General features: G+C 52.9%; 19 protein-coding genes. 10 read left to right on the top strand and 9 right to left on the bottom strand.

The window, feature by feature from the left end; all coding sequences use genetic code 11:
* Positions 1-214 precede the first annotated feature (214 nt).
* Complete coding sequence (locus OH773_RS19030; RefSeq protein WP_270140971.1) at positions 215-571, top strand: hypothetical protein; 357 nt, start codon at positions 215-217, stop codon at positions 569-571.
* A gap of 388 nt (positions 572-959) precedes the next feature.
* Positions 960-1742 carry a hypothetical protein gene (locus OH773_RS19025; protein ID WP_270140969.1) on the top strand — a complete coding sequence of 261 codons (783 nt, stop codon included), beginning with the start codon at positions 960-962 and terminating at the stop codon, positions 1740-1742.
* Positions 1743-2084: 342 nt separating this feature from the next.
* Here the strand turns inward: OH773_RS19025 and OH773_RS19020 are convergent, their stop codons facing one another.
* The 3 genes from OH773_RS19020 to OH773_RS19010 form a co-directional block, all read right to left on the bottom strand.
* The gene (locus OH773_RS19020; protein WP_270140967.1) at positions 2085-2939 is read right to left on the bottom strand and encodes a 5'-methylthioadenosine/S-adenosylhomocysteine nucleosidase; all 855 of its coding nucleotides are present in this window, start codon (positions 2937-2939) and stop codon (positions 2085-2087) included.
* Between the two features lie 118 nt (positions 2940-3057).
* On the bottom strand, positions 3058-3996 hold the full coding sequence (gene ldtA, locus OH773_RS19015) for a L,D-transpeptidase (RefSeq protein ID WP_270140965.1): 939 nt from the start codon (positions 3994-3996) through the stop codon (positions 3058-3060).
* A 106-nt stretch (positions 3997-4102) separates the two neighbouring features.
* Positions 4103-4585, bottom strand: coding sequence for a glutathione peroxidase (locus OH773_RS19010; protein WP_270140963.1), 483 nt, complete (start codon positions 4583-4585; stop codon positions 4103-4105).
* A 246-nt stretch (positions 4586-4831) separates the two neighbouring features.
* On the opposite strand from OH773_RS19010, the gene ydfZ reads away from it, so the two are divergent.
* Positions 4832-5035: a putative selenium delivery protein YdfZ gene (gene ydfZ / locus OH773_RS19005; protein ID WP_139878030.1), complete on the top strand. Its 204-nt coding sequence runs from the start codon at positions 4832-4834 to the stop codon at positions 5033-5035.
* 81 nt (positions 5036-5116) lie between these two features.
* On the opposite strand, the gene OH773_RS19000 is transcribed toward ydfZ, so the two are convergent.
* The 5 genes from OH773_RS19000 to msrA all read right to left on the bottom strand — a co-directional run bounded on the left by OH773_RS19000 (position 5117) and on the right by msrA (position 12408).
* Positions 5117-7015 carry a heavy metal translocating P-type ATPase gene (locus OH773_RS19000; RefSeq protein WP_270140961.1) on the bottom strand — a complete coding sequence of 633 codons (1899 nt, stop codon included), beginning with the start codon at positions 7013-7015 and terminating at the stop codon, positions 5117-5119.
* On the bottom strand, positions 7012-8064 hold the full coding sequence (hflK, locus tag OH773_RS18995) for a protease modulator HflK (protein WP_270140959.1): 1053 nt from the start codon (positions 8062-8064) through the stop codon (positions 7012-7014). The genes OH773_RS19000 and hflK (OH773_RS18995) overlap by 4 nt, the downstream gene beginning before the upstream one ends.
* Positions 8057-9040, bottom strand: coding sequence for a protease modulator HflC (hflC, locus tag OH773_RS18990; protein ID WP_270140957.1), 984 nt, complete (start codon positions 9038-9040; stop codon positions 8057-8059). Before hflC ends, hflK (OH773_RS18995) begins: the two co-directional genes overlap by 8 nt.
* Positions 9037-11001 (bottom strand): protease modulator HflK, encoded by a 1965-nt coding sequence (gene hflK / locus OH773_RS18985; protein ID WP_270140955.1) that lies wholly within the window; start codon positions 10999-11001, stop codon positions 9037-9039. Before hflK (OH773_RS18985) ends, hflC begins: the two co-directional genes overlap by 4 nt.
* A gap of 768 nt (positions 11002-11769) precedes the next feature.
* On the bottom strand, positions 11770-12408 hold the full coding sequence (msrA, locus tag OH773_RS18980; protein WP_270140953.1) for a peptide-methionine (S)-S-oxide reductase MsrA: 639 nt from the start codon (positions 12406-12408) through the stop codon (positions 11770-11772).
* Between the two features lie 225 nt (positions 12409-12633).
* Here msrA and tamA point away from each other — a divergent pair, with 225 nt between their 5' ends.
* Genes tamA through OH773_RS18965 form a run of 3 tightly spaced genes read left to right on the top strand, consistent with a single transcriptional unit; the run spans position 12634 to position 18487 of the window.
* On the top strand, positions 12634-14367 hold the full coding sequence (tamA, locus tag OH773_RS18975; protein ID WP_270140951.1) for an autotransporter assembly complex protein TamA: 1734 nt from the start codon (positions 12634-12636) through the stop codon (positions 14365-14367).
* Positions 14364-18140 (top strand): autotransporter assembly complex protein TamB, encoded by a 3777-nt coding sequence (gene tamB / locus OH773_RS18970; protein WP_270140949.1) that lies wholly within the window; start codon positions 14364-14366, stop codon positions 18138-18140. Before tamA ends, tamB begins: the two co-directional genes overlap by 4 nt.
* A gap of 2 nt (positions 18141-18142) precedes the next feature.
* A complete protein-coding gene (locus OH773_RS18965; protein ID WP_270140947.1) occupies positions 18143-18487 on the top strand; it encodes a gamma-glutamylcyclotransferase family protein in 345 nt (114 codons plus the stop codon).
* Positions 18488-18545: 58 nt separating this feature from the next.
* Here OH773_RS18965 and ppa read toward each other — a convergent pair whose 3' ends face one another.
* A complete protein-coding gene (gene ppa, locus OH773_RS18960; protein ID WP_110510886.1) occupies positions 18546-19073 on the bottom strand; it encodes an inorganic diphosphatase in 528 nt (175 codons plus the stop codon).
* 285 nt (positions 19074-19358) lie between these two features.
* On the opposite strand from ppa, the gene ytfQ reads away from it, so the two are divergent.
* The 4 genes from ytfQ to yjfF all read left to right on the top strand — a co-directional run bounded on the left by ytfQ (position 19359) and on the right by yjfF (position 23962).
* Positions 19359-20315 (top strand): galactofuranose ABC transporter, galactofuranose-binding protein YtfQ, encoded by a 957-nt coding sequence (ytfQ, locus tag OH773_RS18955; protein ID WP_183272586.1) that lies wholly within the window; start codon positions 19359-19361, stop codon positions 20313-20315.
* Between the two features lie 114 nt (positions 20316-20429).
* On the top strand, positions 20430-21932 hold the full coding sequence (gene ytfR / locus OH773_RS18950) for a galactofuranose ABC transporter, ATP-binding protein YtfR (RefSeq protein WP_270140943.1): 1503 nt from the start codon (positions 20430-20432) through the stop codon (positions 21930-21932).
* 10 nt (positions 21933-21942) lie between these two features.
* On the top strand, positions 21943-22974 hold the full coding sequence (gene ytfT / locus OH773_RS18945; RefSeq protein ID WP_270140941.1) for a galactofuranose ABC transporter, ATP-binding protein YtfT: 1032 nt from the start codon (positions 21943-21945) through the stop codon (positions 22972-22974).
* Positions 22961-23962, top strand: coding sequence for a galactofuranose ABC transporter, permease protein YjfF (yjfF, locus tag OH773_RS18940; protein ID WP_183272589.1), 1002 nt, complete (start codon positions 22961-22963; stop codon positions 23960-23962). Before ytfT ends, yjfF begins: the two co-directional genes overlap by 14 nt.
* Positions 23963-23968: the final 6 nt, after the last annotated feature.

Below are 23968 nucleotides of genomic sequence, written 5' to 3'. Positions count from 1 at the left end.
TTCTTCCATTGCCTTACGTAGTTCGGGATCTAACCGAAACTGGAATGGAGGATTTCCTCTTCTTTCATTCATGTGTGTTGACACCTAAATTACATGTGGAGTATGGTAGCTATGTGTGATGACACATTACTATCACATGACGGAAATGACAACGCCCCGATGTGCTCGAACACATTCAGGGCGTCTAACCACAACCATTACTTAGGATAATGCTATGGCTGACGCTAATAGTAACACAGCAGCACACTCTGCCGACCACACGTTTCCACATCTCGCCGATACGGATGTTCTCTATTCCGATATGGCTCACACGATGTCCGCAATTAACCTTGATGCTTTGACGAGCGAGGAAACTTTAGAGCTTGCCAGCCATTGCGAAGAAAGCATTGCAGGTCTTTGTCACGCGCTGCGTTTTATTGGTAAATCATTTATTACTTTTGCGGAACATAATGTGGTGGATTTTTCGCAGGAAACGCTTTGCCAGGCGGGGCATGGGATTGCGGTAATTAGCTCGCTGATTCCGGTATTACATCGACTTGAGCGAAAAGCGGATAGTTCAAATCAGGCATAGAAGTGAAAATGAGCTGGCAGCCCGTATAGGGCTGCTATTTGATATATTAATTTGCATGACTTAGATATATGAGATCGAACTGGCACTGGCACAACGCAGAGCTAAAAATAATCTGACAGGCCTCTCTGTGTCAAATGCGGACATCTTGGACATTACGACATGTTAGGTTAGATATCTAAAGTGCCGAGTCCGCCTTGGCAGGATACTTACAGAAGTATGCGAAAGACAAGCCGGTTGTGCGTTGCTACAATGCGTGCCACAGCTGTTCACTGAAGCGCTGGTGAGTACTAATTTACCTGAGTTCTGTCTTTCGGCAGATATAGCGGCTTAATTGACAATCCCTTTATAATGAGGGATGTTAATAACATTGATGAAAAATGGATGTGGGATGATAAACCAAAATGTTATCGATGGACTTGTGTGGCTGTATTCTATTTTTGATATAAAGCTGCTGACTGTAATTGCAACAGGCTTTACTATTTACTTTGGATACCAAAAGGTAACAAAGAAAATATGTGTTTCGTATAGTATTAGCAGTGGAAAATTGTATGATTCACATGTCACGAACTTTGTTATTTCAAATAAAAGAGATAATTCAATTATCATATCTTCAGTAAATATGAAGATTGGTAGTAAAGGTAGTATTGAATTAATAAAGTTTGAGGACCCTCTCGTTTTGAAAGGCTATGATGCTAAATTGATTGACGTCCCTAAATATAGCGATATTTATGATCAGAACGGCCCTGTTTCGATTGATGTTTTTGAACGACTATCTTTTTCTGTGATTACGAAGTCTGGAGAGGTTATCGATTGTGATGTAGAGAGCTCACTTACATTAAAAAATTTTGATAATCGCTTGTATAAAAGGGTGCAGATTTTTAACAATATCGTATTGACTAGCAAGATGGGGTTTATATTCACCTATCGTATTAACGATAAAGTTAATGATGTAATTATTGATAAACATGGTTTTATATCAGGATCTACACCATTTAAATATAATATGTTCCCAGATATGTCAGAAGAGTTCTTTGAGAATTTTTTAATATCTTATGGTTATCATACTGTTTACGATGAATACGCTCTTTTTAAAGTACAAGATAATCTTAATATAGCATTAGTCTTAAATAAGCCCATGGTTCAGAATAAAATTAATACACAAAACCGCTGACCAAAAATTTACTAGGTAAACGATTTAAGTTGATAAATTTACGCCCACAGCACGCTGTATATAAATACAGGGTTATTACCAGCAAAGCGTACTTATGGGCATGCTATCTCCAGCGGGCAACTATATGAACACTGCTGACAGTTGATCCTCTTTGCAAGATGTATGCTAACTGCACTTGTAAGTATCCCATTAAAAATAATCAGTTACATTTAGATAACATGCGGTAATCCAAGGTCCACTCCTCGCTCAAACCGGACTGTCAGCTTTGATTAGATTCTACCTCCTCACCCTGACAGAAATCGCCAGGATCATGACAATCCTGGCGCGAGTCAATTTACCGTCTTACTTTTTATCCGCATCCAGTTTAGCAACGTACGCCTTCACTACCTGATACACATAGTCCTGACAGGCCAGGCCGGTTTGCGGATCGTATTTGCCATCGTTGGTGATGTTATTGGATAACACGCGGATCCCGACGAACGGGATCGAAAATGCCGCTGCGGTTTGCGCGGCTGACGCGGTTTCCATCTCCTCCGCAGAGGTTTGATAGGTCGTGTGGAAATGGCTGATTCTGTCCAGTTCGCTGTCCCAGATATCCGCCGAACCAATCACGCCATCCACCACTTTACCTCGGGTGTAGGTGCTTTTAACGCTGTCCGCAACCGCAAGTAACTGGGCGTCACCCGGGAATTTACGGATGGTGTGCGGGGTTTTATCTTCACCGGCACTGCCTTTAGAGGCCAACAGATCCATCGGTTTCCACTGCACGGAATCGCTGCCTTCACCTTTCAGTTTGTGCGGAGTTTTGAACGCACCCAGGTTGACGGAGTATTTGCCCAGCACGATGTCATACACGTTCAACGCCGGGTCGTGGCCGCCTGCCGTGCCCTGGTTAATGATTGCAACAGGATGAAACTGGGTGGCGGCAATCGCTGTGGCCGCAGCGGCGTTTGACATGCCCTTCAATGTCTCAGAAACCACCACGGGATAACCGTCCACTGTGCCGCTCCAGAAACGCCAGCCGCCAATCTGCTGTTGCTTCGGGTTATCCAGGCGTTGAGCAAAATGTTCGGCTTCGATTGGCATTGCGCCCTGAACCACAATCGGGCCTTTTGGTGACGGCTGGGCAAAACTCAGGGAAGGCAGTACCAGGCAACACGCTGACAGCGCCAGCAGACATGTTTTTTTGATGATCATCGGGCTATTCCTTTATACGCAAACGATTACTTTAACCAATGCGTGGCGCTGAAGGTACGCTTTTTCTGGATTAATGAATCGGTTGCGCGTTTGTTCGCCGTTCTCGCTCCCGCGAGTTTTAGAACTGCCCGGCTTTTATCGAACCCGTGTTAATCATCACCGGCATCCCGGAACGACGCGTCAGCGTAGCGCTGACTACGCTTGCATCCACGCCCGCCCCTTCGGTGGCATTACGCAGTTGCGTGGTCATTGGCAGCGGGACTTTCCGGTCAGATTCAAACTCGGCACGGTTACGCGACAGCGGCTCGTGTACTTCAAGCCAGCGCTGCCCGTCTGGCTCGAGGGTGGTTTTCACCGGCTGATCGATAAACTGCACGCGTGTGCCGACCGGCACGTTATCGAACAGGTATTTGATATCGTCTTTCCTCAGGCGGATACAGCCCTGACTCACCCGCAGGCCGATGCCAAAGTTGGCGTTGGTCCCGTGAATGGCGTACAGCTTGCCGATGTAAATGGCATACAGCCCCATCGGGTTATCTTCCCCCGGCGGCACGAATGCTGGCAGGGTTTTACCCTCGCGGGCGTACTCTTTACGGGTGTTCGCCGTTGGCGTCCAGGCCGGGGCCTCCTGCTTACGTTCCACATGAGTCACCCAGTTACGCGGCGTTTCCCGCCCCGCCTGACCGATACCAATCGGCAGAACCTGCACCGTGTTGCTCCCTTCCGGGTAGTAATACAGGCGCATCTCAGCGGTGTTTATCACAATGCCCTGACGTGCGGTATCCGGCAAAATCAGTTGTTGAGGAATGGTCAGCGGCGTTCCGGCGCGCGGCAGGAACACATCCACGCCGGGGTTGGCCTCGGTCATATTGCTGAACCCCTGATCGTACTGTGCAGCAAAATACTCCAGAGGTTGGGTATTGCCCTCCGGTACGGTGATAACAAACGATTTACCGACCAGGCGACTCCCTTCCGGTGGCAGAGGATAGGTCACCGCCAGTGCGCTGTGAGTCACGGCGGCAAGCACGAAGGCCAGCGAGGTTAAACGAATCATCATTTCCCTGTTCTCGAACATGATTGAGATAATTTAAATATAACCCGCCGGAGCGAATTTATGAGGAAAGTCTAAGAAATAGGGGGGATGGCTCGAAAAACAGGAACACTTAGATTTTAAGTGCAGCAAGGATTGCGGCTTCCATTTTCTCTGGGGTGGTGAAGGGTGCAAAACGCTTGATCGGTTTGCCGTCGCGCCCGATAAGGAATTTAGTGAAGTTCCACTTGATCCGCCCACCCAGTACGCCGGGCAACTCTTCTTTCAGGTAACCAAACACTGGGTGCGTACCCGCACCGTTGACTTCCACTTTCTCGAACATCGGGAAGCTCACACCGTAGTTGATGTGACAGGTCTGCGCGATTTCGTCGGCGTCGCCGGGTTCCTGCTTTCCGAACTGGTTGCAGGGGAAACCAAGCACCACCAGCCCCTGGGCGGCGTACTTCTTGTAGAGCGCTTCAAGGCCCGTGTATTGCGGCGTGAAGCCACAATGGCTGGCGGTATTCACCACCAGAACCAGTTTACCTGCGTAGTCGGCCATTGAGATGAGCTGGCCACGCAGGCTGGTAGCAGTCAGTTGATGAAAAGGGGTCATGTTGGGATCCTTAGAGCAGAACCAGTTTGATGACGACATTGGCACGAAACCAGCCATAAATCCATCATCGGGCTGCTGTGAGCGAGTGGTTAAAACACGTTGTTCAGCTGATCGACTTAGGTCTTTTCTTGAGCCTCTGAAATTTATAAAATTTTGACTTAGCTCAAAACATTTTTACCGTTCAAGAGCTATTTATTTGCCGCTAAATCATCTCATCTGGATACATCAAATAAAGGAGGAATGATGATGTTGACCTATGATTGCTACCGTAACGCTATCTCAACTGGCAGCCGGGTTATGGTGTTCAATAAGGGTCTGACTGGTGTCATTAAAACCATTCACGGCGAAGGTAAATCAGCCGAACAAATTCGTCGTTCTGAATGTGTTGAAATCGAAGGTTGTGAAGGTGTCTTCTGCCCGATGGAGTTGGTTAGACTTGAACTTCACTGATAGGGCATATCGAGCCAAATAAGATAACCTGAAAACCCATTGTTTAAGGCCACCAAACAGGTGGCCTTTTTGATGGATGACTTAGCCGCTTAACTTCTCCTCAAACCTTAACAACCGTCCTGCATTACCCAGTACCAGCAGTGTACTCATATTATGCAGAACAGCCGCAATCACCGCACCGGACGCACCCAGCCAGCCAAACGCCGCAGCGGCAACAATCACCAGCGTCCAGCCCAGGCCAATCATCACGTTTATCTGTAAAGTGCGGCGGCACAGACGGCTTAATCGTACGCAGGTTCCCAGGCGGCGTAAATCACCGCCAATCAATACGATATCTGCTGATGCCATCGCGATATCTGAGCCGCCTGCGCCCATTGCTACGCCGACGACGCCCGCTTTTAGCGCCAGTGAATCGTTGATGCCATCACCGACCACCATGGGCCGAAAACCGTTGTCGATATGTGCGCTGACTTGCTGCAATTTATCCGCAGGCAACGCACCAGCGATAACGTTGTTGATGCCGACGTTTTTCGCGATGCGTTCTGCCACAGCCTGGCGGTCACCGGTCAGTAATAACTGCTGATTCAGCCCTAATTCACGCAACTCTTTCATGGCGCAGGCGGCCTCATTACGTAAGCTATCGGCCAGTAAAATCCAGCCACGAAAACGGCCTGCCAGCACCAGGCCAACAATCGGCCCGTCATGCTGTGGCTCCTGGGGTAAATCGACAACCTGGGTTTTTAAAAGCTCATGCCTGCCGAGAAATGCCTCACCTGCCACCGTGGTTGCCGAGACGCCCAGGCCCTGATGTTCATACACATTTTCAAGCGCAGGCCAGGCACTTTGCGGCGCGATATTCACCAGCGCGCAACTGACGGGATGGTTACTGGTTGCGCCCAGGCTTGCCGCCAGCGCAGAGAGTGCTTCTGGCGATTCGCCTGCTTGTGGGAGCAGCGCATGCAATTGCAGTTTGCCGTGCGTGAGCGTGCCGGTCTTATCGATAATGACCGCATTCAATTCGGCTAACTCTTCGAGGAATGCCGCACCGCGAATCAAAATACCGTGACGCGCCGCGACGGTCAGGCCAGCAATGGAGGTTGCGGGTGCGGAAAGCACCAGCGCACACGGGCAGGCAGCAACCAATACCGCTAACATCGCCTGCGTGTTTTGCGTTAAAAACCAGGTACTGGCTGCAATCAGTAACACCAGTAGCAGATATCGCGCCGCGTGGCGTTCCAGTAAACGGGTGATCGGCGGGCTGGCCTGCTCGGCGCTTTGCATTAATGCCACGACACGACCCAACGTTGATGTTTCGCCCGTGTGAGTGACTTCGATGCGTAACCGGCCATCAAGATTTATCGCTCCACCGTATACGTTCATGCCGGGTTTTACTTCCTGTGGAATGGATTCGCCGGTTATCGGCGCGGTGTCGAGGCTGGCTTGGCCTTCCAGCACGCGCCCGTCGGCAGGCAATCTGTCACCTGCACGCACTTCCACAATATCGCCCGCCACCAGTTCCTGATTATCGACTTCATGCAGATTGCCGTTTGCATCGAAGCGTCTCGCCCGGCTGCGGGTCAGTTTGCTCAATGATTCAATGGCTTCTTGCGAGCCAATCACGCTGCGTTCTTCGAGGATGTGGCCGGCGATCATAATCAGCGGTAACAACGCGGCGGTAAGCAAATCTCCGATTGCCCACGAACCAATCAGTGCCAGCGCCACCAGTTGATCGGTAATGCCGTGCAAACTGGGGTAACGCAGGCTGTAAAAGGCGTGGCGCAATACCGGGATGCCGACCATTAACGAAGCGCAACCCAATATGATATCGGCCACGGCAAGTTGATCGGGTGCCAGGCCGCGCCACAGCAAACCCAAAATGAGCGTGCCGCCAGCGGTCAACGCCAGGATGAGCTGGCGGGTGATTTGCCGCTGTTCTTGATGCGACAGCGCACCGCCGGGATTCACTGAATGGGTGCTCATGGTTTCGAAGGTTCCTTTTGTCCGGCCGCTTGCAAGATCAGGTTTGCATCATCTTTCGGTGAGACAGTGATGACGGATGCGGCCTGCGCCAGAATCGCCGCAATGCGTTCGCGGTACACTCGCGCTAATAAATCAGGGTCGTTTGGACGGCTGGCCAGTTGATTCACCATCGCCGTATCGGACTGGGCTTTCGCCATGTTTTCTCGCGCCTGCGCTTGTGCGGTCTGGCGTAACTGATCGGCAAGCTGCGTGGATTTTTGCCGAATCAAAGAGGCATCGGTGTTCGCGGTAGCAATAGCTTGTGATGCCTGCTGGCTGGCGGTTAACACCGCATTGAAGGCGGTGACGGTAGGCGTGGGCAGCGTGGATTGCACCGTCACGCGCTCAAGGGTGATACCCAGCGAACTGCCCGATTGCGTCAGGCGTTGCAGATTCTGTTCGATGTCGTGCTGCACATCGGCCCGCAGGCGTTCGCGTTGTTGGGCAACATTCAAATCGCTGCTGACCATTTCCGGACGTGCGACCAGAATGGTATCCAGATCCCTTGATGCACACACGGCTATGGCTGCGCGCTGAACCAGGCGGTCGAGCGCCGGGATCACGTGTTCGCCCTGCAATACATAATCCAAAGGCGTGATGACGCGATAAAACACGCTGATATCCAGTTGCACCACCGCCGTATCACCCGTGAGCAGATAGCCTGAACCAGCCAGCGCATCGCTGCTGCTATCGCCGCGAGCATCCGCATGCTGTGCGTCAGCCGAACGCAGGAGCGCCGTAACGTGATGTTCAATAACGCGATCGGGGGCGGGGACCATCACCACCTCGTCAATGGGTTTCGGCCAGGTTAACAACAAGCCCGGCTCGGCCACGCGCTGCTCCGCGCCAAAATGCAGCACCACCGCGCGGCTGTCGGCGGGGATCTGGCGAATGTTAGAGAACAACCACGACGCAGCGGCCAGCAGCGTTAACCCGTACAGCGCGTAAAAAGCGAGGCGTATCGACTGTGTCCACGGGCCAGCAGGTTTGTTGGTCTGAATATCACTCATGAGTTTTATCCAGCTTCGGTCCTTCAACTAGCAGGCGGAACGGTGCGGCGTCGGTGCGCAATACCAGACGAGTGCTGGAATTCACCACGCCACTGAGTGCATCAAGCTGGCGTAACAGGCGATAAAGCTCCGGTGAACTGGCGTAGGCTTTGCCATATATTTCTGCCGCCTGTGCCTGAGACTGTGCTTCGATGCCAGCGGCCTGAACTTGCGCCTGCGCTTCAACAATACGTGCGTCACGTTCAGCCGCTGAGCGGATTTCTGCCGCCGCCCGTTTGCCTTCAGCGGTGCGTTCGGTGGCAATGGTTTCGCGTTCGGCCCGCATTCTATCGACCGTTGCATTGAGCGTCACCGCTGGTAGCGTCAGGCGTTCTGTGCCCACTTGCACCAAGCGAATGCCGTAGCTTTCTAACAGCGGCTGGCTGATTTGCGCCTGCAAGTGGGATTCAAACTGGTTCAATTGCACCTGTTGGCTGTCAGTATTCACCAGCTGCGACAGGGTAAATCCGCTGGCGGTGGTTTCCAGTGCCGAACCTAAATAGGCACGGATTTGCCGCGCTGCTTCGTCCGGCTGGTTTTGCACCGCACGCATAAAACGCTGCACATGTTCTGGCGTGTTATCCACCTGCCAGACGGCAAACGACTGCACAATAATCCGCAGGCCATCGCGCGTGCCCACATCCTGCAACCCGCTTGAGGTGGTGCGCAGCCGCAAATCCACGGCGGTCGACATTTCAAAAGGCGCGGGTAATCGCCAGGCAATGCCAGGATCAAGCAACACACGAACCGGATTACCAAAACGGGTGATGATCAGCGATTCGCCAGAGCGCACCTGCACAAGGCTTGCCGCAGCAATCAGTAACACAACCAACAATCCCGCGCCCGCAATGCGTTTTCCTGCTCCTTTCTTTGGCGTGGCGGAATCAGAAGGGTGGCTATGTTGGCAACCGCAACCATGATGATGTGAATGGCTCAACGGGAGGACTCCTGTGTCGGTTTAGCAGACGCATCGCGCCGTGCGGCTTCGTTTAATGAGGGAAATTCACGCAGGTCGATAGTCGGTGGCGAGCCTGCGCCAATGCGGTGGTCAATAATCAGCAATGGGCTGTGGCCGAGGGTCTGATGCAGCTGGCTGTACCATAACTCATCAATAAACACCTGCCCCGACTGCGCGACCGCCTGTTTTTGTGCGGCGAAACGCACCGCCGTAGACTGCGCTTTGCTGGTCACGTCCGTGGCATTCATTTGTGCCTGATTCTGGCGGGTGGTCGCGGTGGTTTGGGCGCTGGCAGCCAGTTCAGCCGCATGTCCGCGCTCACGGGAAATCAGCGCCAGGGCGGAGATTTGCGCCGCCTGAACACCGTGGAAAGCATCCGCAGCACCTGCCGGAGGATGGATGGCTTCGACCACGGTTGAGAGCAGTTCGACGCCTGAATGCAGGCTATCGAGCTTTTGCTGCACCGCGTGTTTAATCTGGTTAGCTAAGGCGTTGCGTTGTTCACCCAATAACTGTTCGAGCGTTTGAGAGGAAAACTGGTGCACCAACACCTGGTTGGCCGTGGTGCGAATTAATTCCTGAAGGTTGGTGCTGTGATACGTCGCGGCCAGCGCGGCGTTGTCGCTCATGCCAATGCGCCACATAAACCGCACATCGCTATTAATGATTTGCAGACTCTGTTGGCTACCGCTTTGGCTGGCAATAATCTGTGCTTTATCAAAACTATGGATAGCATCCCACAGGCGGTCGGCACTTTGCGGCGCTCCGCCTTCCGCACTTGCCAAAGGTTCAGTTGTACTATCGGGCTCTTCCCCGGCGGCTAATTCGTGGACCTGACCATTTTCCGTGAGTATCACTTGTCCGAACGGCCACGGCAGCCCGTAATGCAGGCCGGATGACAGCACTTTCACGGGCTTACCAAAGCGTTCATAAATCCCACGCTGGGTGGTAGAAACTTGCTGCAGTCCGGTTAACAGCCAACCGCAAATCACCATCACCGACAGCACCGGTATAAAAGCACGTCGCAGTACCGTAAACGCCCAGAGTTGGCGTAAATCGATGCCGAAGTGTTGATGTAATTCATGCTGCAAAAACAGCAACGGGCGCGGGGGCCATACCAGCTGCGCGGCCAGTTGGCTTCGGGCGAGGAAGAGTGGCTCGCACCCTTCTTCATTTGGCGGTACGAACAGTGAAAGCAGGCCACGTAGCAGGAGTTCAAGCGCGACCAGAATAACCAGAATGGCCGGGAGATTGACCAGCAATGGGATATTGGCTGTAGGGAAAATGAGTGTTGGCAAAGAGAGAAATTGCACCGCCAGAGTCAGGCGTAGTAGCGGCGCAATCAATTTTGCTTCAGGCCAGGCTTCGCCAGCAGTGGCGGCCAGATGGCGTTCAGCCACCAACGTGGCAAACATCGCTGCCGCAAGGAATCCGGTTGCAACCCAGCGCAGGTTCCCCTCATCGAGCGCAAGGTAATGTGCAGATATTCCCGCCTGCGCGACAAACAGGGCAAACAGCGCCATCAACCCAAGCCAAACGCCATCACTCTTGAGTAACGCATTGATGCGGCTGACGTTGATGGGAATAAGCGCCCAAAGCCGTTGGTAAATCGTCGGCGGTATTTCGGTTTCGTCTGCGGCTTCAGGTTGTGGCTGTGGCGAGAACTTCGCCGCCCGCCACTGGCAAATTCGCTGCGCATTAAATAAAGAGACGGCAAGCAAAATCAGGGCAGCGCCATTGCTGGTTAACAATGCAGGCCAGCGGGAGGAGGGCTCGAAAATACTGGCGATGAGCGCCAACACCATCATCAGGAAAATCACGGCGCTTAAGCCAAAGACTAATCTTGCGGTTAGCATGGCCTGAGCGGGGGCTAAAGCGTAACGAGCCTGAGTGGTTAGCGGTGAAGTCTCCGCTGATTCAGAAAGTTGGGAGGGCTGCATGGGATCATTATTGAGGTATAATTGTTACCATATAACATATCACAGCCCTCATTTGCCCGTAAACGAAGCGCGGGTAACCGTTTGTACAATCCTGCCAAGTTAAGATCTGTAAGCTTCGCAGATTTTCCGTTCACCCGTGCGGCTGATTATCTCTGTAACTATTGCTAACGGTGAACGTGCCAGGAGGATTACGCCATCCTCCTGGCGACCTCGGCGCCCGGCCAATAAATCGCCGCTAACGCGGTAAACCCCAGTTTTCCCTCATCATTCAGGGTCGTTCGCGATTCGTTCCCGACGATCGCTCTCTTTCGCTGCTCCCGGCAGCTCAACCCTGACTGAAGGGGGAAAACTGGGGCGATTTAAGCCGGGAACAAGGGGGACGCGGCAAGTTCAGGCTGACAATGCGGCCCTTTTTTTGCTGAAAATCTAAAGCGATAGAATGTACATGCTGTAATGCGGAGTGGAAGCGAGGGAGTTGAGCCCGGCTTAAATCGCCTCCATTTTTCCTCATTTTTAGGGTCTCGCCGTCGGGAACGGCGAGAGGTTGTGATCGTCGGGAACGAATCGCAACCGACTCTAAAAATGAGGAAAAATGGAGGTTTACCGCTTGCGGCGATTTATTGGCCGGGAGTCGGGGTCCATAGGGGAGCGACGGCGGCTCCCCTATGACGTTCACCGGTTCGGTGATTGCATATATCGAAAGACCTCGGGTGAACGGAACCTTTCCGATACTGGCAAAGTGCTATCTCTGCCTGATAAATAAAGTTCTTAAGCTTGCGGCGGCAAACAAACGCCAATGCCACCAATGCCGCAATACCCATACGGATTTTTATGCAGATATTGCTGGTGGTCGTCTTCGGCATAATAAAACGGACCCGCATTGGCGATTTCCGTTGTCACTTTACGGTCATCTCCGGCGAGAGCCATCGCGTCCTGGAAGCGTTCGAAGCTGGCGCGTGCGGCGCTATCTTGCTCTGGCGTCAGCGGATAAATCGCGGAACGATATTGCGTGCCGACATCACCGCCCTGGCGCATGCCCTGAGCCGGATCGTGATTTTCCCAGAACACATGCAGCAATTGTTCGTAACTCACCACTTGCGGATCGTAAACCACACGTACCGCTTCGGTGTGCCCGGTCATGCCACTGCACACTTCGCGGTAGGTCGGATTGGGTGTAAAGCCGCCAGCGTAACCTGCGGCGGTGCTGTAAACCCCTGGCATCCGCCAGAACAGACGTTCAACGCCCCAGAAACAACCCATCGCAAAATAAGCAGTTTCCATCCCATCTGGTACATTTGTCATTGAGTGTTCGTTTACCGCATGCAACGTGGCGATCGGCATCGGGGTGTTGCGACCAGGCAACGCTTCTGACTGGGTCACGGGATGGGTTTTCTCAAATAATTTCATCAGTCATGCTCTCCCGATTTCGGCAAAATTTAACAACAACCGTCGAGCGGTTGTAACGAAGCGTGATATTGCAGACAATAACCACGCATTATAAAACTACATTACATATAAGAAATATTTGGGTTATTGTGCATTTTTCAACCCCAATTGTTGGGGTTTTGTTAAGCCTAAGGGCGGCATAACGTTTCCTTCCAGGGGTGGGAACAAGGATATTCAGGAGAAAACGTGCCACAAATCCGTATTTTTTGCTCGGCCTGTTTGTGCCTGGTAAGCACGTGGGCGGGAGCTGCCAACGTACGTTTACAGGTTGATGGGCTAAGCGGCGAGCTACAAAAAAACGTACGCGCCCAACTTTCGACCATCCAGGGGGATGAGGTCACGCCGGACAGGCGTTTCCGCGCGCGCGTGGACGATGCCATCCGTAATGGTTTGAAAGCGCTCGGCTATTATGAGCCAACCATTGAATTCGACCTGCGGCCACCACCGGCCAAAGGGCGCCAGGTTTTAATCGCCAAAGTCGATCCAGGCCCGCCTGTGCTGATTGGCGGCACCGAGGTTATCCTGCGCGGCGGCGCGCGTGATGATAAAGACTACATCGCGTTATTGGGCGAACGCCCGAAGATCGGCACTGTTCTTAATCACCACGATTACGACAGCTTCAAAAAAGATCTTTCCGGCATCGCGCTGCGAAAGGGCTATTTCGACAGTGAATTCCTCAAAAGCCAACTCGGCGTTTCCCTTGAGCGTCACCAGGCGTTCTGGGACATCGATTACAACAGCGGTGAGCGATACCGTTTTGGCGCAGTGACCTTCGAAGGCTCACAAATTAATGAAGATTATCTGCAAAATCTGGTGCCTTTTAAGACGGGTGATTATTACCAGTCGAGTGATTTGGCAGAGTTAAACCGCCGCTTATCGGCAACGGGCTGGTTTAATTCGGTCGTTGTGGCGCCGGATTTTGATAAATCTCGCAAAACCAAGGTGTTGCCATTAACGGGCGTTGTTTCACCGAGAACAGAAAATACCATTGAAACGGGTGTGGGGTATTCCACTGACGTTGGGCCGCGCCTAAAAGCGTCGTGGAAAAAACCGTGGATGAACTCTTACGGCCACAGCCTGACCAGCAGCATCAGTCTGTCAGCACCCGAACAGATTGTTGATTTCAGCTACAAAGTGCCGCTGCTTAAAAACCCGCTAGAACAATACTATCTGGTGCAGGGTGGCTTTAAAGCGACCGACTTGAACGATACCAAATCCGACTCCAGCACGCTGGCAGTCTCCCGATACTGGGATTTATCCAGCGGCTGGCAACATGCCATCAACCTGCGCTGGAGTCTCGACCACTTTACTCAGGCAGACGTCACCAACACCACGATGCTGCTTTATCCGGGTCTGAGCCTCAACCGTACCCGTTCGCGTGGGGGTTTGATGCCGACCTGGGGGGATTCGCAACGCTACTCGGTTGATGTTTCCGACACCATGTGGGGGTCAGATGTCGACTTTGCCGTTATTCAGGCACAACAAGTCTGGATCCGAACGTTGCAGGAAAAACACCGTTTCGTGGTGCGCGGCAATGTGGGCTGGATTGAAACCAACGACTTCGACAAAGTGCCACCAGATTTGCGTTTCTTCGCCGGTGGCGACCGCAGTATTCGTGGTTACTCCTATAAATCTGTCTCACCGGAAAACGACAAAGGCGAACTGACGGGTGCATCCAAAATGATCACCGGCTCACTGGAATACCAGTACAACGTGACGGGTAAATGGTGGGGAGCCGTGTTTGTTGACTCGGGCGAAGCGGTCAATGATTTCAAACAGAGCAACTTTAAAACTGGCGCGGGTGTAGGTGTGCGCTGGCAGTCGCCGGTCGGGCCAATAAAGCTCGATCTTGCCGTTCCTGTGGCTGATAAAGATGAGCACGGTTTACAGTTTTACATCGGTTTGGGGCCTGAACTATGAGTCGTTGGAAGAAGATAAGCCTCGCGGTGTTGTTTTTTGTGGTGTTGCTGATCGGTGCAGTCGGTTTCCTGGTGGGCACGACGAGCGGGCTGCACGTCTTATTTAATGCCGCCAACCGTTGGGTGCCGGGGCTGGATATCACGAGCGTAACCGGCGGGTGGCGCAACCTGAGTATCAAAGGTTTGCGATACCAACAGCCGGGGGTCAATGTGACCGCCGGTGAAATTAATCTTGCGGTAAAACTCGGTTGCCTGCGCGACAGCAGTTTGTGCGTGAATAATCTCTCGCTCAAAGATATCGATGTCGTGGTCGACACCAAAAAAATGCCGCCGTCGGCACCGGTGCAGGAAGAAGACACTGGTCCGTTAAATCTCACCACGCCGTATCCCATCACGCTGAGCCGTGTGGCGCTCAACAACGTCAACATCAAGATTGATAGCACCACCGTTTCGGTAATGGAATTTACTTCAGGCCTGAACTGGCAAGAACGCAACCTGACGGTGACGCCGACTAACCTTGAAGGGTTACTGATCGCGCTGCCGAAGGTGGCCAAAGTTGCCAAAGAAGAGGTGGTCGAGCCGAAGATCCAGAATCCACAGCCGGAAGAATTACCGCTGGGCGAAACGCTCAAACAGCTGTTTCAAAAGCCTGTTTTACCAGAAATGACCGATGTGCACCTGCCGCTAAACCTGAATATTCAGGAGTTTCGTGGTTCGCAGTTGCGCCTCACCGGTGATACCGATTTGCTGGTTAGCAAACTGCTGCTTAAGGTCAGCAGCATCGACGGTTTACTGAAACTGGATGCGCTGGACGTCGATTCCAACCAGGGTCTGGTCAACGCCACGGGTAGCGCGGAGCTGCGTGATAAATGGCCGGTGGATCTCACCTTAAACACCACGCTCAATATCGATCCGGTGAAAGGCGAAAAGGTGAAGATGAAGATTGGCGGGGAACTGCGAGACGTGCTGAAAGTCGGCATGAATCTTTCAGGCCCAGTCGACATGGAACTCACCGCACATACCCAGCTTGCCGAGGCCGGTTTGCCGCTTAATCTGGAAGTGGTGAGCAAACAGCTTTACTGGCCGTTTACCGGGAAAAAAGAGTTCCAGGCAGACAATCTGAAACTGAAATTTAGCGGAAAGATGACCGACTATACGCTGTCATTGCGTACGGCAGTGAAAGGCGAACAACTCCCGCCAGCCGTCATTACGCTTGATGCTAAAGGCAATGAGCAACAGCTTAACCTCGACAAGCTACGGGTGAGCGCATTGCAGGGCAACACCGACCTGAAAGCGGTTCTCGACTGGAGCAAAGCGATTAGCTGGCGCGGTGAGTTGACACTCGACGGCATCAACACGGCGAAGGAATTCCCGGAATGGCCTGCGAAGCTTGATGGCCTGGTGAAAACCAGCGGCAGTTTGTACGGCGGCACCTGGCAGGTGGACGTGTCGGAGCTGAAGCTTGCGGGTAATGTCAAAAATAACAAAGTGAATGTTGCCGGAAAACTCAGCGGTAACAGCTACATGCAGTGGAAAATCCCCGGTGTGCAAGTCGAGCTGGGGCGCAACAGCGCAGATATTAAAGGCGAGCTGGGTGCGAAAGATTTGGAGCTGGATGCCCACATTGACGCCCCGAGCCTGGACAACGCGTTACCCGGACTTGGCGGTACGGCAAAAGGTCTTATCAAAGTGCGTGGCGACGTGAAAGCGCCGCAATTACTGGCGGATGTCACGGCGAATAATCTGCGCTGGCAAGAGCTGTCCATTGCACGCGTTTTGCTGAAAGGGGATGTGAAATCTACCGATCAGATCTCCGGGAATCTGGATCTGCGCGTTGAGCAAATTGCCCAACCGGGCGTCACCATCAACCTGGTGACCCTCGCGGCAAAAGGTTCTGAAAAGCAGCATCAGTTGCAATTGCGTATTCAGGGCGAGCCGGTGTCCGGGCAACTGGATTTGAGCGGGAGTTTTGACCGGGCAGAAGAACGCTGGCGCGGCAATCTCAGCAATACGCGCTTTGAAACGCCGGTTGGCCCGTGGTCGCTCAATCGCGCTCTGGCACTTGATTACCGCAATAAAGAGCAGAAGATTAATATCGGCCCACATTGTTGGACCAACCCGAATGCCGAGCTTTGTGTGCCACAAGCGATTGATGCTGGCGCGAAAGGGCGTGCGGTGGTCAATCTCAATCGCTTTGATCTCGCGATGATTAAGCCGTTTATGCCACCAGATACCCAAGCCGTGGGCACTTTCACGGGTCGCGCGGATGTGAGCTGGGATAGTGAATCTAAGGGGCTGCCGCAAGGTACTGTCACGCTGCAAGGTAGCGGGGTGAAAGTGACTCAGATGGTCAACGACAGCCCACTGCGCGTGGCGTTTGATACGTTGAATCTGAATGCGCAACTGAAGAATAACCAGGCGCAACTTGGCTGGTTGATTCGCGTCGCGCAAAACGGTCAGTTCGACGGCCAGGTCCAGATTACCGATCCTCAAGGCCGTCGTAATCTGGGCGGCAATGTGAATATGCGTAACTTCGATTTGGCTATCGCTAACTCAATTTTCTCACGCGGGGAAAAAGCCGCCGGGAAGCTCAACGCTAACTTACGCCTGTCGGGTAACGCAGAGCGGCCGCAACTGTTTGGGCAAATGCAACTTAACGGCATCGATGTTGATGGTAACTTTATGCCGTTTGATATGCAGCCAAGCCAGATTGCCATGAACTTTAACGGCATGAACTCAACGCTTGCCGGTACGGTGCGCACCAAACAAGGGGATATTGCTCTGAGTGGTGATGCGGACTGGACGCAAATCGATAACTGGCGAGCGCGTGTGGCGGCGAAAGGCAATAAGGTGCGCATTACGGTGCCACCGATGGTGCGCCTCGACGTTTCACCTGATATTGAGTTTGTGGCGACGCCGAGTCTGTTCACGCTGGATGGCCGCGTCGATATTCCGTGGGCGCGTATCGTGGTGCATGACGTGCCTGAAAGCTCGGTCGGCGTATCCAGTGACGAAGTGATGCTGGATAAAAACCTGAAGCCAATTAAACCGCAAAGTGCGGGGATACCGATCAACAGTAATCTGGTTATCCACGTCGGCGATAACGTGCGTCTGGATGCGTTTGGTTTGAAAGCGCGTTTGAACGGCGATTTGAAAATGGTTCAGGATAAGCAGGGACTGGGTCTTAACGGGCAGATCAACATTCCAGAAGGGCGATTCCACGCTTACGGACAGGATCTGATCGTTCGTAAAGGTATACTGTTGTTCTCGGGTCCACCGGACCAACCGTTACTCAACATCGAGGCAATTCGTAATCCAGATGCGACGGAAGACGACGTTATTGCCGGTGTTCGTGTCACAGGAACGGCCGATGAGCCAAAAGCTGAAATATTTTCTGATCCGGCGATGCCACAGCAAGAAGCCTTGTCCTACCTGCTTCGCGGGCAAGGTTTAGACACTTCTGGGGACGATGGTAACGCCATGACCTCAATGCTTGTTGGCTTAGGGGTTGCACAAAGTGGCCAGGTTGTGGGTAAAATCGGCGAGACGTTTGGCGTAAGCAACCTGGCGCTGGACACTGCAGGGGTGGGGGACTCTTCCCAGGTGGTGGTCAGTGGCTATGTACTGCCAGGTCTCCAGGTAAAATATGGCGTGGGTATTTTTGACTCGTTGGCGACACTAACACTGCGCTATCGCCTGATGCCTAAGCTGTATCTGGAAGCGGTGTCTGGTATCGACCAGGCACTTGATCTGCTTTATCAGTTCGAGTTTTAGCAATGCGAATATTTGTTTACGGCAGTTTACGACGCAAGCAAGGTAATAGTCACTGGATGACCAACGCCCAGTGGCTTGGGGAGCATCATGTCGAAAATTACGCTTTATACAGCCTTGGCCATTATCCGGGCGTCGTTCCGGGTGAAGGCGTGGTCGTAGGTGAAGTGTATCGCATCGATGCTTCGACTCTTTCTGAATTGGATGCGTTGCGCACCAAAGGCGGCGAATATAAACGCCAACTGATTCAGACCCCCTATGGCAGTGCGTGGATGTATGTCTACCAGCGGCCAGTCGACGGGCTAACCCGCATCGAAAGCGGGAACTGGTTAGATAAAGAGAAGTATTAGTTCATAAAAAAACACCGCCAGTTGGCGGTGTTTTCACATGCATTCAGCAACGTAAGAATTACTTCTTAGCGCGCTCGAAGGAAGCAATGATTTCAGCTTTAGCCGCTTCTGCATTGTCCCAGCCTTCAACTTTAACCCATTTGCCTTTTTCGAGAGCTTTGTACTGCTCGAAGAAGTGGGAGATCTGCGCTTTCAGCAGTTCTGGCAGGTCGTTCACATCTTTAATGTGATCGTATTCTTTGCTCAGTTTGGTGTGCGGAACCGCAACCAGCTTGGCATCTTCGCCTGCTTCATCGGTCATTTTCAGCACGCCAACTGGACGGCAGCGAATCACTGAACCTGGTTGCAGTGGGTACGGAGTTGGGACCAGAACGTCAACCGGGTCACCGTCTAAAGACAGGGTGTGGTTGATGTAACCGTAGTTGCACGGATAGAACATTGCGGTGGACATGAAACGGTCAACGAACAGCGCGCCGGTGTCTTTATCAATTTCATATTTGATAGGGTCAGCGTTTGCTGGGATTTCGATAACAACGTAGATGTCTTCTGGCAGATCTTTGCCCGCAGGGACGTTGAGTAAGCTCATGTCTTTTTCCTTTAAACTGGTGTCATTCAAGTGCCCGGTATTATAGCGGAATGGCACAGAATGTCTTTTCCTCTTTTCTTAGTCTGTTCCCTGGTTTCACCGTCCTCCGACAACGCGTTTATCCATAAACATAGCCGTATTCTTTATAAAATTTTGTAAGCGGTTACAAGCATGTAGATGACTTGTTTGAATTGTGATGTAACTCATTCTGTTAACGCATACGTCGTCTATAGTTTTTCCCGAAGGCTAGGTATTAACCAACAATAACCCTACGAGGATGTACCTATGTGGAAGCGCTTACTTTTGGTCTCAGCTGTCTCCGCAGCTATGTCGTCTATGGCGATTGCTGCTCCGTTAACCGTCGGATTTTCGCAGGTAGGATCTGAATCCGGCTGGCGTGCAGCAGAAACGTCAGTGGCGAAGAGCGAAGCTCAGAAACGTGGCATCACGCTGAAAATCGCTGACGGTCAACAAAAACAAGAAAACCAGATTAAAGCGGTACGTTCGTTTATCGCTCAGGGCGTTGACGCTATCTTCATCGCGCCAATCGTCGCCACGGGTTGGGAGCCTGTATTACAAGAAGCAAAAGAGGCAAAAATCCCGGTATTCCTGCTCGACCGTAATATCGACGTCAAAGATAAGTCGCTGTACATGACGGTGGTGACCGCCAACAACGTACTGGAAGGCCAGTTGATTGGTGAGTGGCTGCTCAAAGAGCTCAACGGCAAGCCGTGTAACGTGGTTGAACTGCAAGGCACCGTGGGTGCGAGTGTGGCCATCGACCGTAAGAAAGGTTTTGCCGACGCTATCTCCAAAGCGTCCAACGTGAAAATCATTCGTTCCCAGTCCGGCGACTTTACCCGCAGTAAAGGTAAAGAAGTCATGGAAAGCTTTATCAAAGCTGAGAACAACGGCAAAAACATCTGCATGGTTTACGCCCATAACGATGACATGGTGATCGGTGCGATTCAGGCCATTAAAGAAGCGGGGCTGAAACCGGGCAAAGATATCCTGACCGGCTCCATCGACGGTGTGCCAGATATCTACAAAGCGATGATTGATGGTGAAGCGAACGCAAGTGTTGAGCTGACGCCAAACATGGCAGGCCCGGCGTTTGACGCACTCGAGAAGTTCAAGAAAGACGGCACCATGCCGGAAAAAGTGACTATCACCAAGTCCACGCTGTACCTCCCGGATACGGCGAAAGAAGAGCTCGAGAAGAAGAAATCGATGGGTTACTAAGTTGATTTACCCCTCACCCTAACCCTCTCCCCCAGGAGAGGGGACAGATCGAGCGGGTTTTGATTTTGCTTTTCCCCCTCTCCCTCAGGGAGAGGGCCGGGGTGAGGGGCTGTCATGAACACAAACAACAACCAGGAAATTCTGCGCACGGAAGGCTTATCGAAATATTTCCCAGGGGTCAAAGCGCTCGACAAAGTCGATTTCAGCCTTAAACGCGGCGAAATCATGGCGTTATTGGGCGAAAATGGCGCGGGAAAATCTACGCTTATCAAAGCCCTTACCGGCGTTTACCAACGCGATAGCGGCAATATTTATCTCGAAGGTGAACTGATTTCACCGAAAAACACCGCTCATGCCCAGCAGCTTGGCATCGGTACGGTGTATCAGGAAGTTAACCTGCTGCCGAACATGTCGGTGGCAGACAATCTGTTTATTGGCCGCGAACCCCGTCGCTTCGGTTTTTTACAACGCAAAGAGATGGAAAAGCGCGCCACCCGTCTGATGGAATCCTACGGTTTTTCACTGGATGTCGCCGAACCACTGAACCGCTATTCGGTAGCGATGCAGCAGATTGTGGCGATTTGCCGGGCCATTGATCTGTCGGCCAAAGTGTTGATCCTCGACGAACCGACCGCCAGCCTCGATACCAAAGAGGTCGAAATGCTTTTTACCCTGATGCGCCAGTTGCGCGATCAGGGGGTGAGCCTGATCTTCGTCACGCACTTCCTCGATCAAGTTTATGAAGTCACTGACAGGATCACCGTTCTGCGCAACGGCGCGTTCGTTGGCACGCGAACAACGGCCGATCTGCCGCAGATCGAACTGGTCAAAATGATGCTGGGGCGCGAGCTGGAAACGAACGCCCTGAACCGCGCAGGCCGCACATTGCTGAGCGATAAACCGGTCGCCGCGTTTAAAGATTTCGGTAAGAAAGGGGTGATCAACCCGTTTGATCTCGACGTTCGCCCAGGTGAGATCGTCGGTCTTGCCGGGCTGCTGGGATCGGGCCGTACCGAAACTGCTGAAGTGATATTTGGGATCAAGCCCGCAGACAGCGGCAATGCGTGGATCAAAGGCAAACCGCAGTCGTTGCGCTCGCCGCATAAAGCCTCGTCACTGGGGATCGGATTCTGCCCGGAGGATCGGAAAACCGATGGGATCATTGCCGCCGCCTCGGTGCGCGAAAATATTATCCTCGCCTTGCAGGCCCAGCGCGGCTGGTTGCGACCGATCCCGAAACGTGAGCAGTATCAGATAGCCGAACGGTTTATCCGCCAACTGGGGATCCGCACGCCGAGCCCCGATCAGCCGATTGAATTTCTCTCTGGCGGCAATCAACAAAAAGTCCTGCTGTCGCGCTGGTTGCTGACTAAACCCCAATTCCTGATCCTCGACGAACCTACGCGCGGGATCGACGTTGGCGCGCACGCCGAAATTATCCGCTTGATCGAAACGCTCTGTGCCGATGGCCTGGCGCTGCTGGTGATCTCGTCTGAACTCGAAGAACTGGTGGGTTATGCGGATAGGGTGATCATCATGCGCGACAGGCAGCAGGTGGCGGAGATCCCACTGGCTGAGCTTTCTGTATCGGCAATTATGAATGCCATTGCGGCATAAGGAGTAAAACGTGATGCCTCGTTCATTGCCGCAGGCGGATGTCGATAAGCCAAAGCGGAGTTTCCGCTGGCCGCCAGGCATTCCGCAGTTGGTGGCGCTGGTGCTGGTCCTGTTGGTTGATAGCCTGGTCGCCAACCATTTTTTCGACATCGTGGTGCAAAACGGGCGGCTATTTGGCAGCCCGATAGACATTCTTAACCGTGCGGCCCCGGTCGCATTATTGGCCATCGGCATGACGCTGGTGATCGCAACCGGCGGTATCGATCTTTCCGTTGGCGCGGTGATGGCGATTGCCGGTGCGACGGCGGCGACGTTGACCGTTGATGGGCACAGCCTGACGGTGGTGATTTTGGCTTCGCTGGGCGTGGGTGTGCTGGCGGGCCTGTGGAACGGGATCCTGGTGGCGATCCTCAAGATTCAGCCGTTTGTTGCCACGCTTATCCTGATGGTCGCCGGACGCGGGGTCGCGCAGTTGATCACCGCTGGGCAGATCGTCACCTTCAACTCTCCCAACCTTTCGTATCTCGGCAGCGGTTCGCTGTTCTTCTTCCCGACGCCGGTGATCATCGTACTGGCAACGCTGCTGATTTTCTGGCTGTTTACTCGCAAAACGGCACTGGGATTGTTCATCGAATCTGTCGGGATCAACATTCGTGCTGCCAAAAATGCCGGTGTGAATACGCGCACGGTCGTGATGCTCACTTATATGCTTAGCGGCCTGTGTGCGGCGATTGCCGGGATTATTGTTGCCGCCGATATTCGTGGAGCCGATGCCAATAACGCCGGGCTGTGGCTGGAGCTGGACGCGATTTTGGCGGTGGTCATCGGCGGCGGTTCGCTGATGGGCGGGCGTTTTAACATTGCGCTCTCCGTGATTGGCGCGCTGATTATTCAGGGGATGAACACCGGCATTCTGCTTTCTGGCTTCCCACCTGAGCTTAACCAGGTGGTGAAAGCCGTGGTGGTGATGTGCGTGCTGATCGTTCAGTCACCACGTTTTATTGCTCTGCTCAAAGGACTCCGTCGCCATGATCAAACGTAACTTACCGTTGATGATTACCCTGGCGGTGTTTGTGCTGGGGTATCTGTACTGTCTGACGCAATTCCCCGGTTTTGCGTCCACGCGGGTGATTTGCAACATTTTGACCGATAACGCGTTTCTCGGAATTATTGCTGTCGGCATGACCTTTGTGATTCTGTCCGGCGGCATCGATCTTTCGGTCGGTTCGGTGATCGCTTTTACCGGCGTATTCCTCGCGAAAGCGATTGGCTTCTGGGGATTATCGCCGTTAGTCGCTTTCCCGTTGGTCCTGGTGATGGGCTGTGCATTTGGCGCATTTATGGGGCTACTGATTGATGGGCTGAAAATTCCAGCCTTTATCATTACACTCGCCGGAATGTTCTTCCTGCGCGGCGTCAGTTACCTGGTGTCGGAAGAGTCGATTCCCATTGATCACCCGATTTACGACACCCTTTCAAACCTCGCCTGGCGTATTCCCGGCGGCGGGCGTTTGAGCGCCATGGGCTTGCTGATGTTAGCCGTCGTCGTCATTGGCATTTTCCTTGCGCACCGTACTCGTTTTGGCAATCAGGTGTACGCCATTGGCGGCAATGCCACGTCGGCAAACCTGATGGGGATTTCAACGCGCAGCACCACCGTCCGCATTTATATGCTTTCGACCGGCCTTGCCACTCTCGCGGGAATTGTTTTTTCACTCTATACCTCAGCGGGTTACGCGCTGGCAGGAATGGGTGTGGAACTGGATGCGATTGCCTCGGTGGTGATTGGCGGCACGTTGTTAAGCGGCGGCGTCGGAACCGTTCTCGGTACGCTGTTTGGTGTGGCGATTCAGGGGCTGATTCAGACGTATATCAACTTTGACGGTACGCTCAGCTCCTGGTGGACGAAAATCGCCATCGGCATTTTGCTGTTCATTTTCATTGCTCTACAACGCGGCCTGACGGTGCTGTGGGAAAACCGCCAAAGCTCGCCGGTGAAGCGGATTAATGTTCGACCAGGGCAAAGCTAACTAAAT

Source organism: Buttiauxella sp. WJP83, from assembly GCF_027594725.1.
Lineage (GTDB): Bacteria > Pseudomonadota > Gammaproteobacteria > Enterobacterales > Enterobacteriaceae > Buttiauxella > Buttiauxella selenatireducens.
The sequence above is the reverse complement of the archived record's forward strand: the minus strand, read 5'-3'. Positions and strand labels throughout refer to the sequence as shown.

Coding starts and splice junctions, on each gene's coding strand:
- ydfZ (WP_139878030.1), top strand. CDS start 4,832: ATGTTGACCTATGATTGCTACCGTAACGCTATCTCAACTGGCAGCCGG.
- OH773_RS19000 (WP_270140961.1), bottom strand. CDS start 7,015: ATGAGCACCCATTCAGTGAATCCCGGCGGTGCGCTGTCGCATCAAGAA.
- yjfF (WP_183272589.1), top strand. CDS start 22,961: ATGATCAAACGTAACTTACCGTTGATGATTACCCTGGCGGTGTTTGTG.
- ytfQ (WP_183272586.1), top strand. CDS start 19,359: ATGTGGAAGCGCTTACTTTTGGTCTCAGCTGTCTCCGCAGCTATGTCG.
- OH773_RS19030 (WP_270140971.1), top strand. CDS start 215: ATGGCTGACGCTAATAGTAACACAGCAGCACACTCTGCCGACCACACG.
- OH773_RS19025 (WP_270140969.1), top strand. CDS start 960: ATGATAAACCAAAATGTTATCGATGGACTTGTGTGGCTGTATTCTATT.
- ldtA (WP_270140965.1), bottom strand. CDS start 3,996: ATGATGATTCGTTTAACCTCGCTGGCCTTCGTGCTTGCCGCCGTGACT.
- ppa (WP_110510886.1), bottom strand. CDS start 19,073: ATGAGCTTACTCAACGTCCCTGCGGGCAAAGATCTGCCAGAAGACATC.
- ytfR (WP_270140943.1), top strand. CDS start 20,430: ATGAACACAAACAACAACCAGGAAATTCTGCGCACGGAAGGCTTATCG.
- OH773_RS19020 (WP_270140967.1), bottom strand. CDS start 2,939: ATGATCATCAAAAAAACATGTCTGCTGGCGCTGTCAGCGTGTTGCCTG.
- msrA (WP_270140953.1), bottom strand. CDS start 12,408: ATGAAATTATTTGAGAAAACCCATCCCGTGACCCAGTCAGAAGCGTTG.
- hflK (WP_270140959.1), bottom strand. CDS start 8,064: ATGAGTGATATTCAGACCAACAAACCTGCTGGCCCGTGGACACAGTCG.
- tamB (WP_270140949.1), top strand. CDS start 14,364: ATGAGTCGTTGGAAGAAGATAAGCCTCGCGGTGTTGTTTTTTGTGGTG.
- OH773_RS19010 (WP_270140963.1), bottom strand. CDS start 4,585: ATGACCCCTTTTCATCAACTGACTGCTACCAGCCTGCGTGGCCAGCTC.
- hflK (WP_270140955.1), bottom strand. CDS start 11,001: ATGCAGCCCTCCCAACTTTCTGAATCAGCGGAGACTTCACCGCTAACC.
- OH773_RS18965 (WP_270140947.1), top strand. CDS start 18,143: ATGCGAATATTTGTTTACGGCAGTTTACGACGCAAGCAAGGTAATAGT.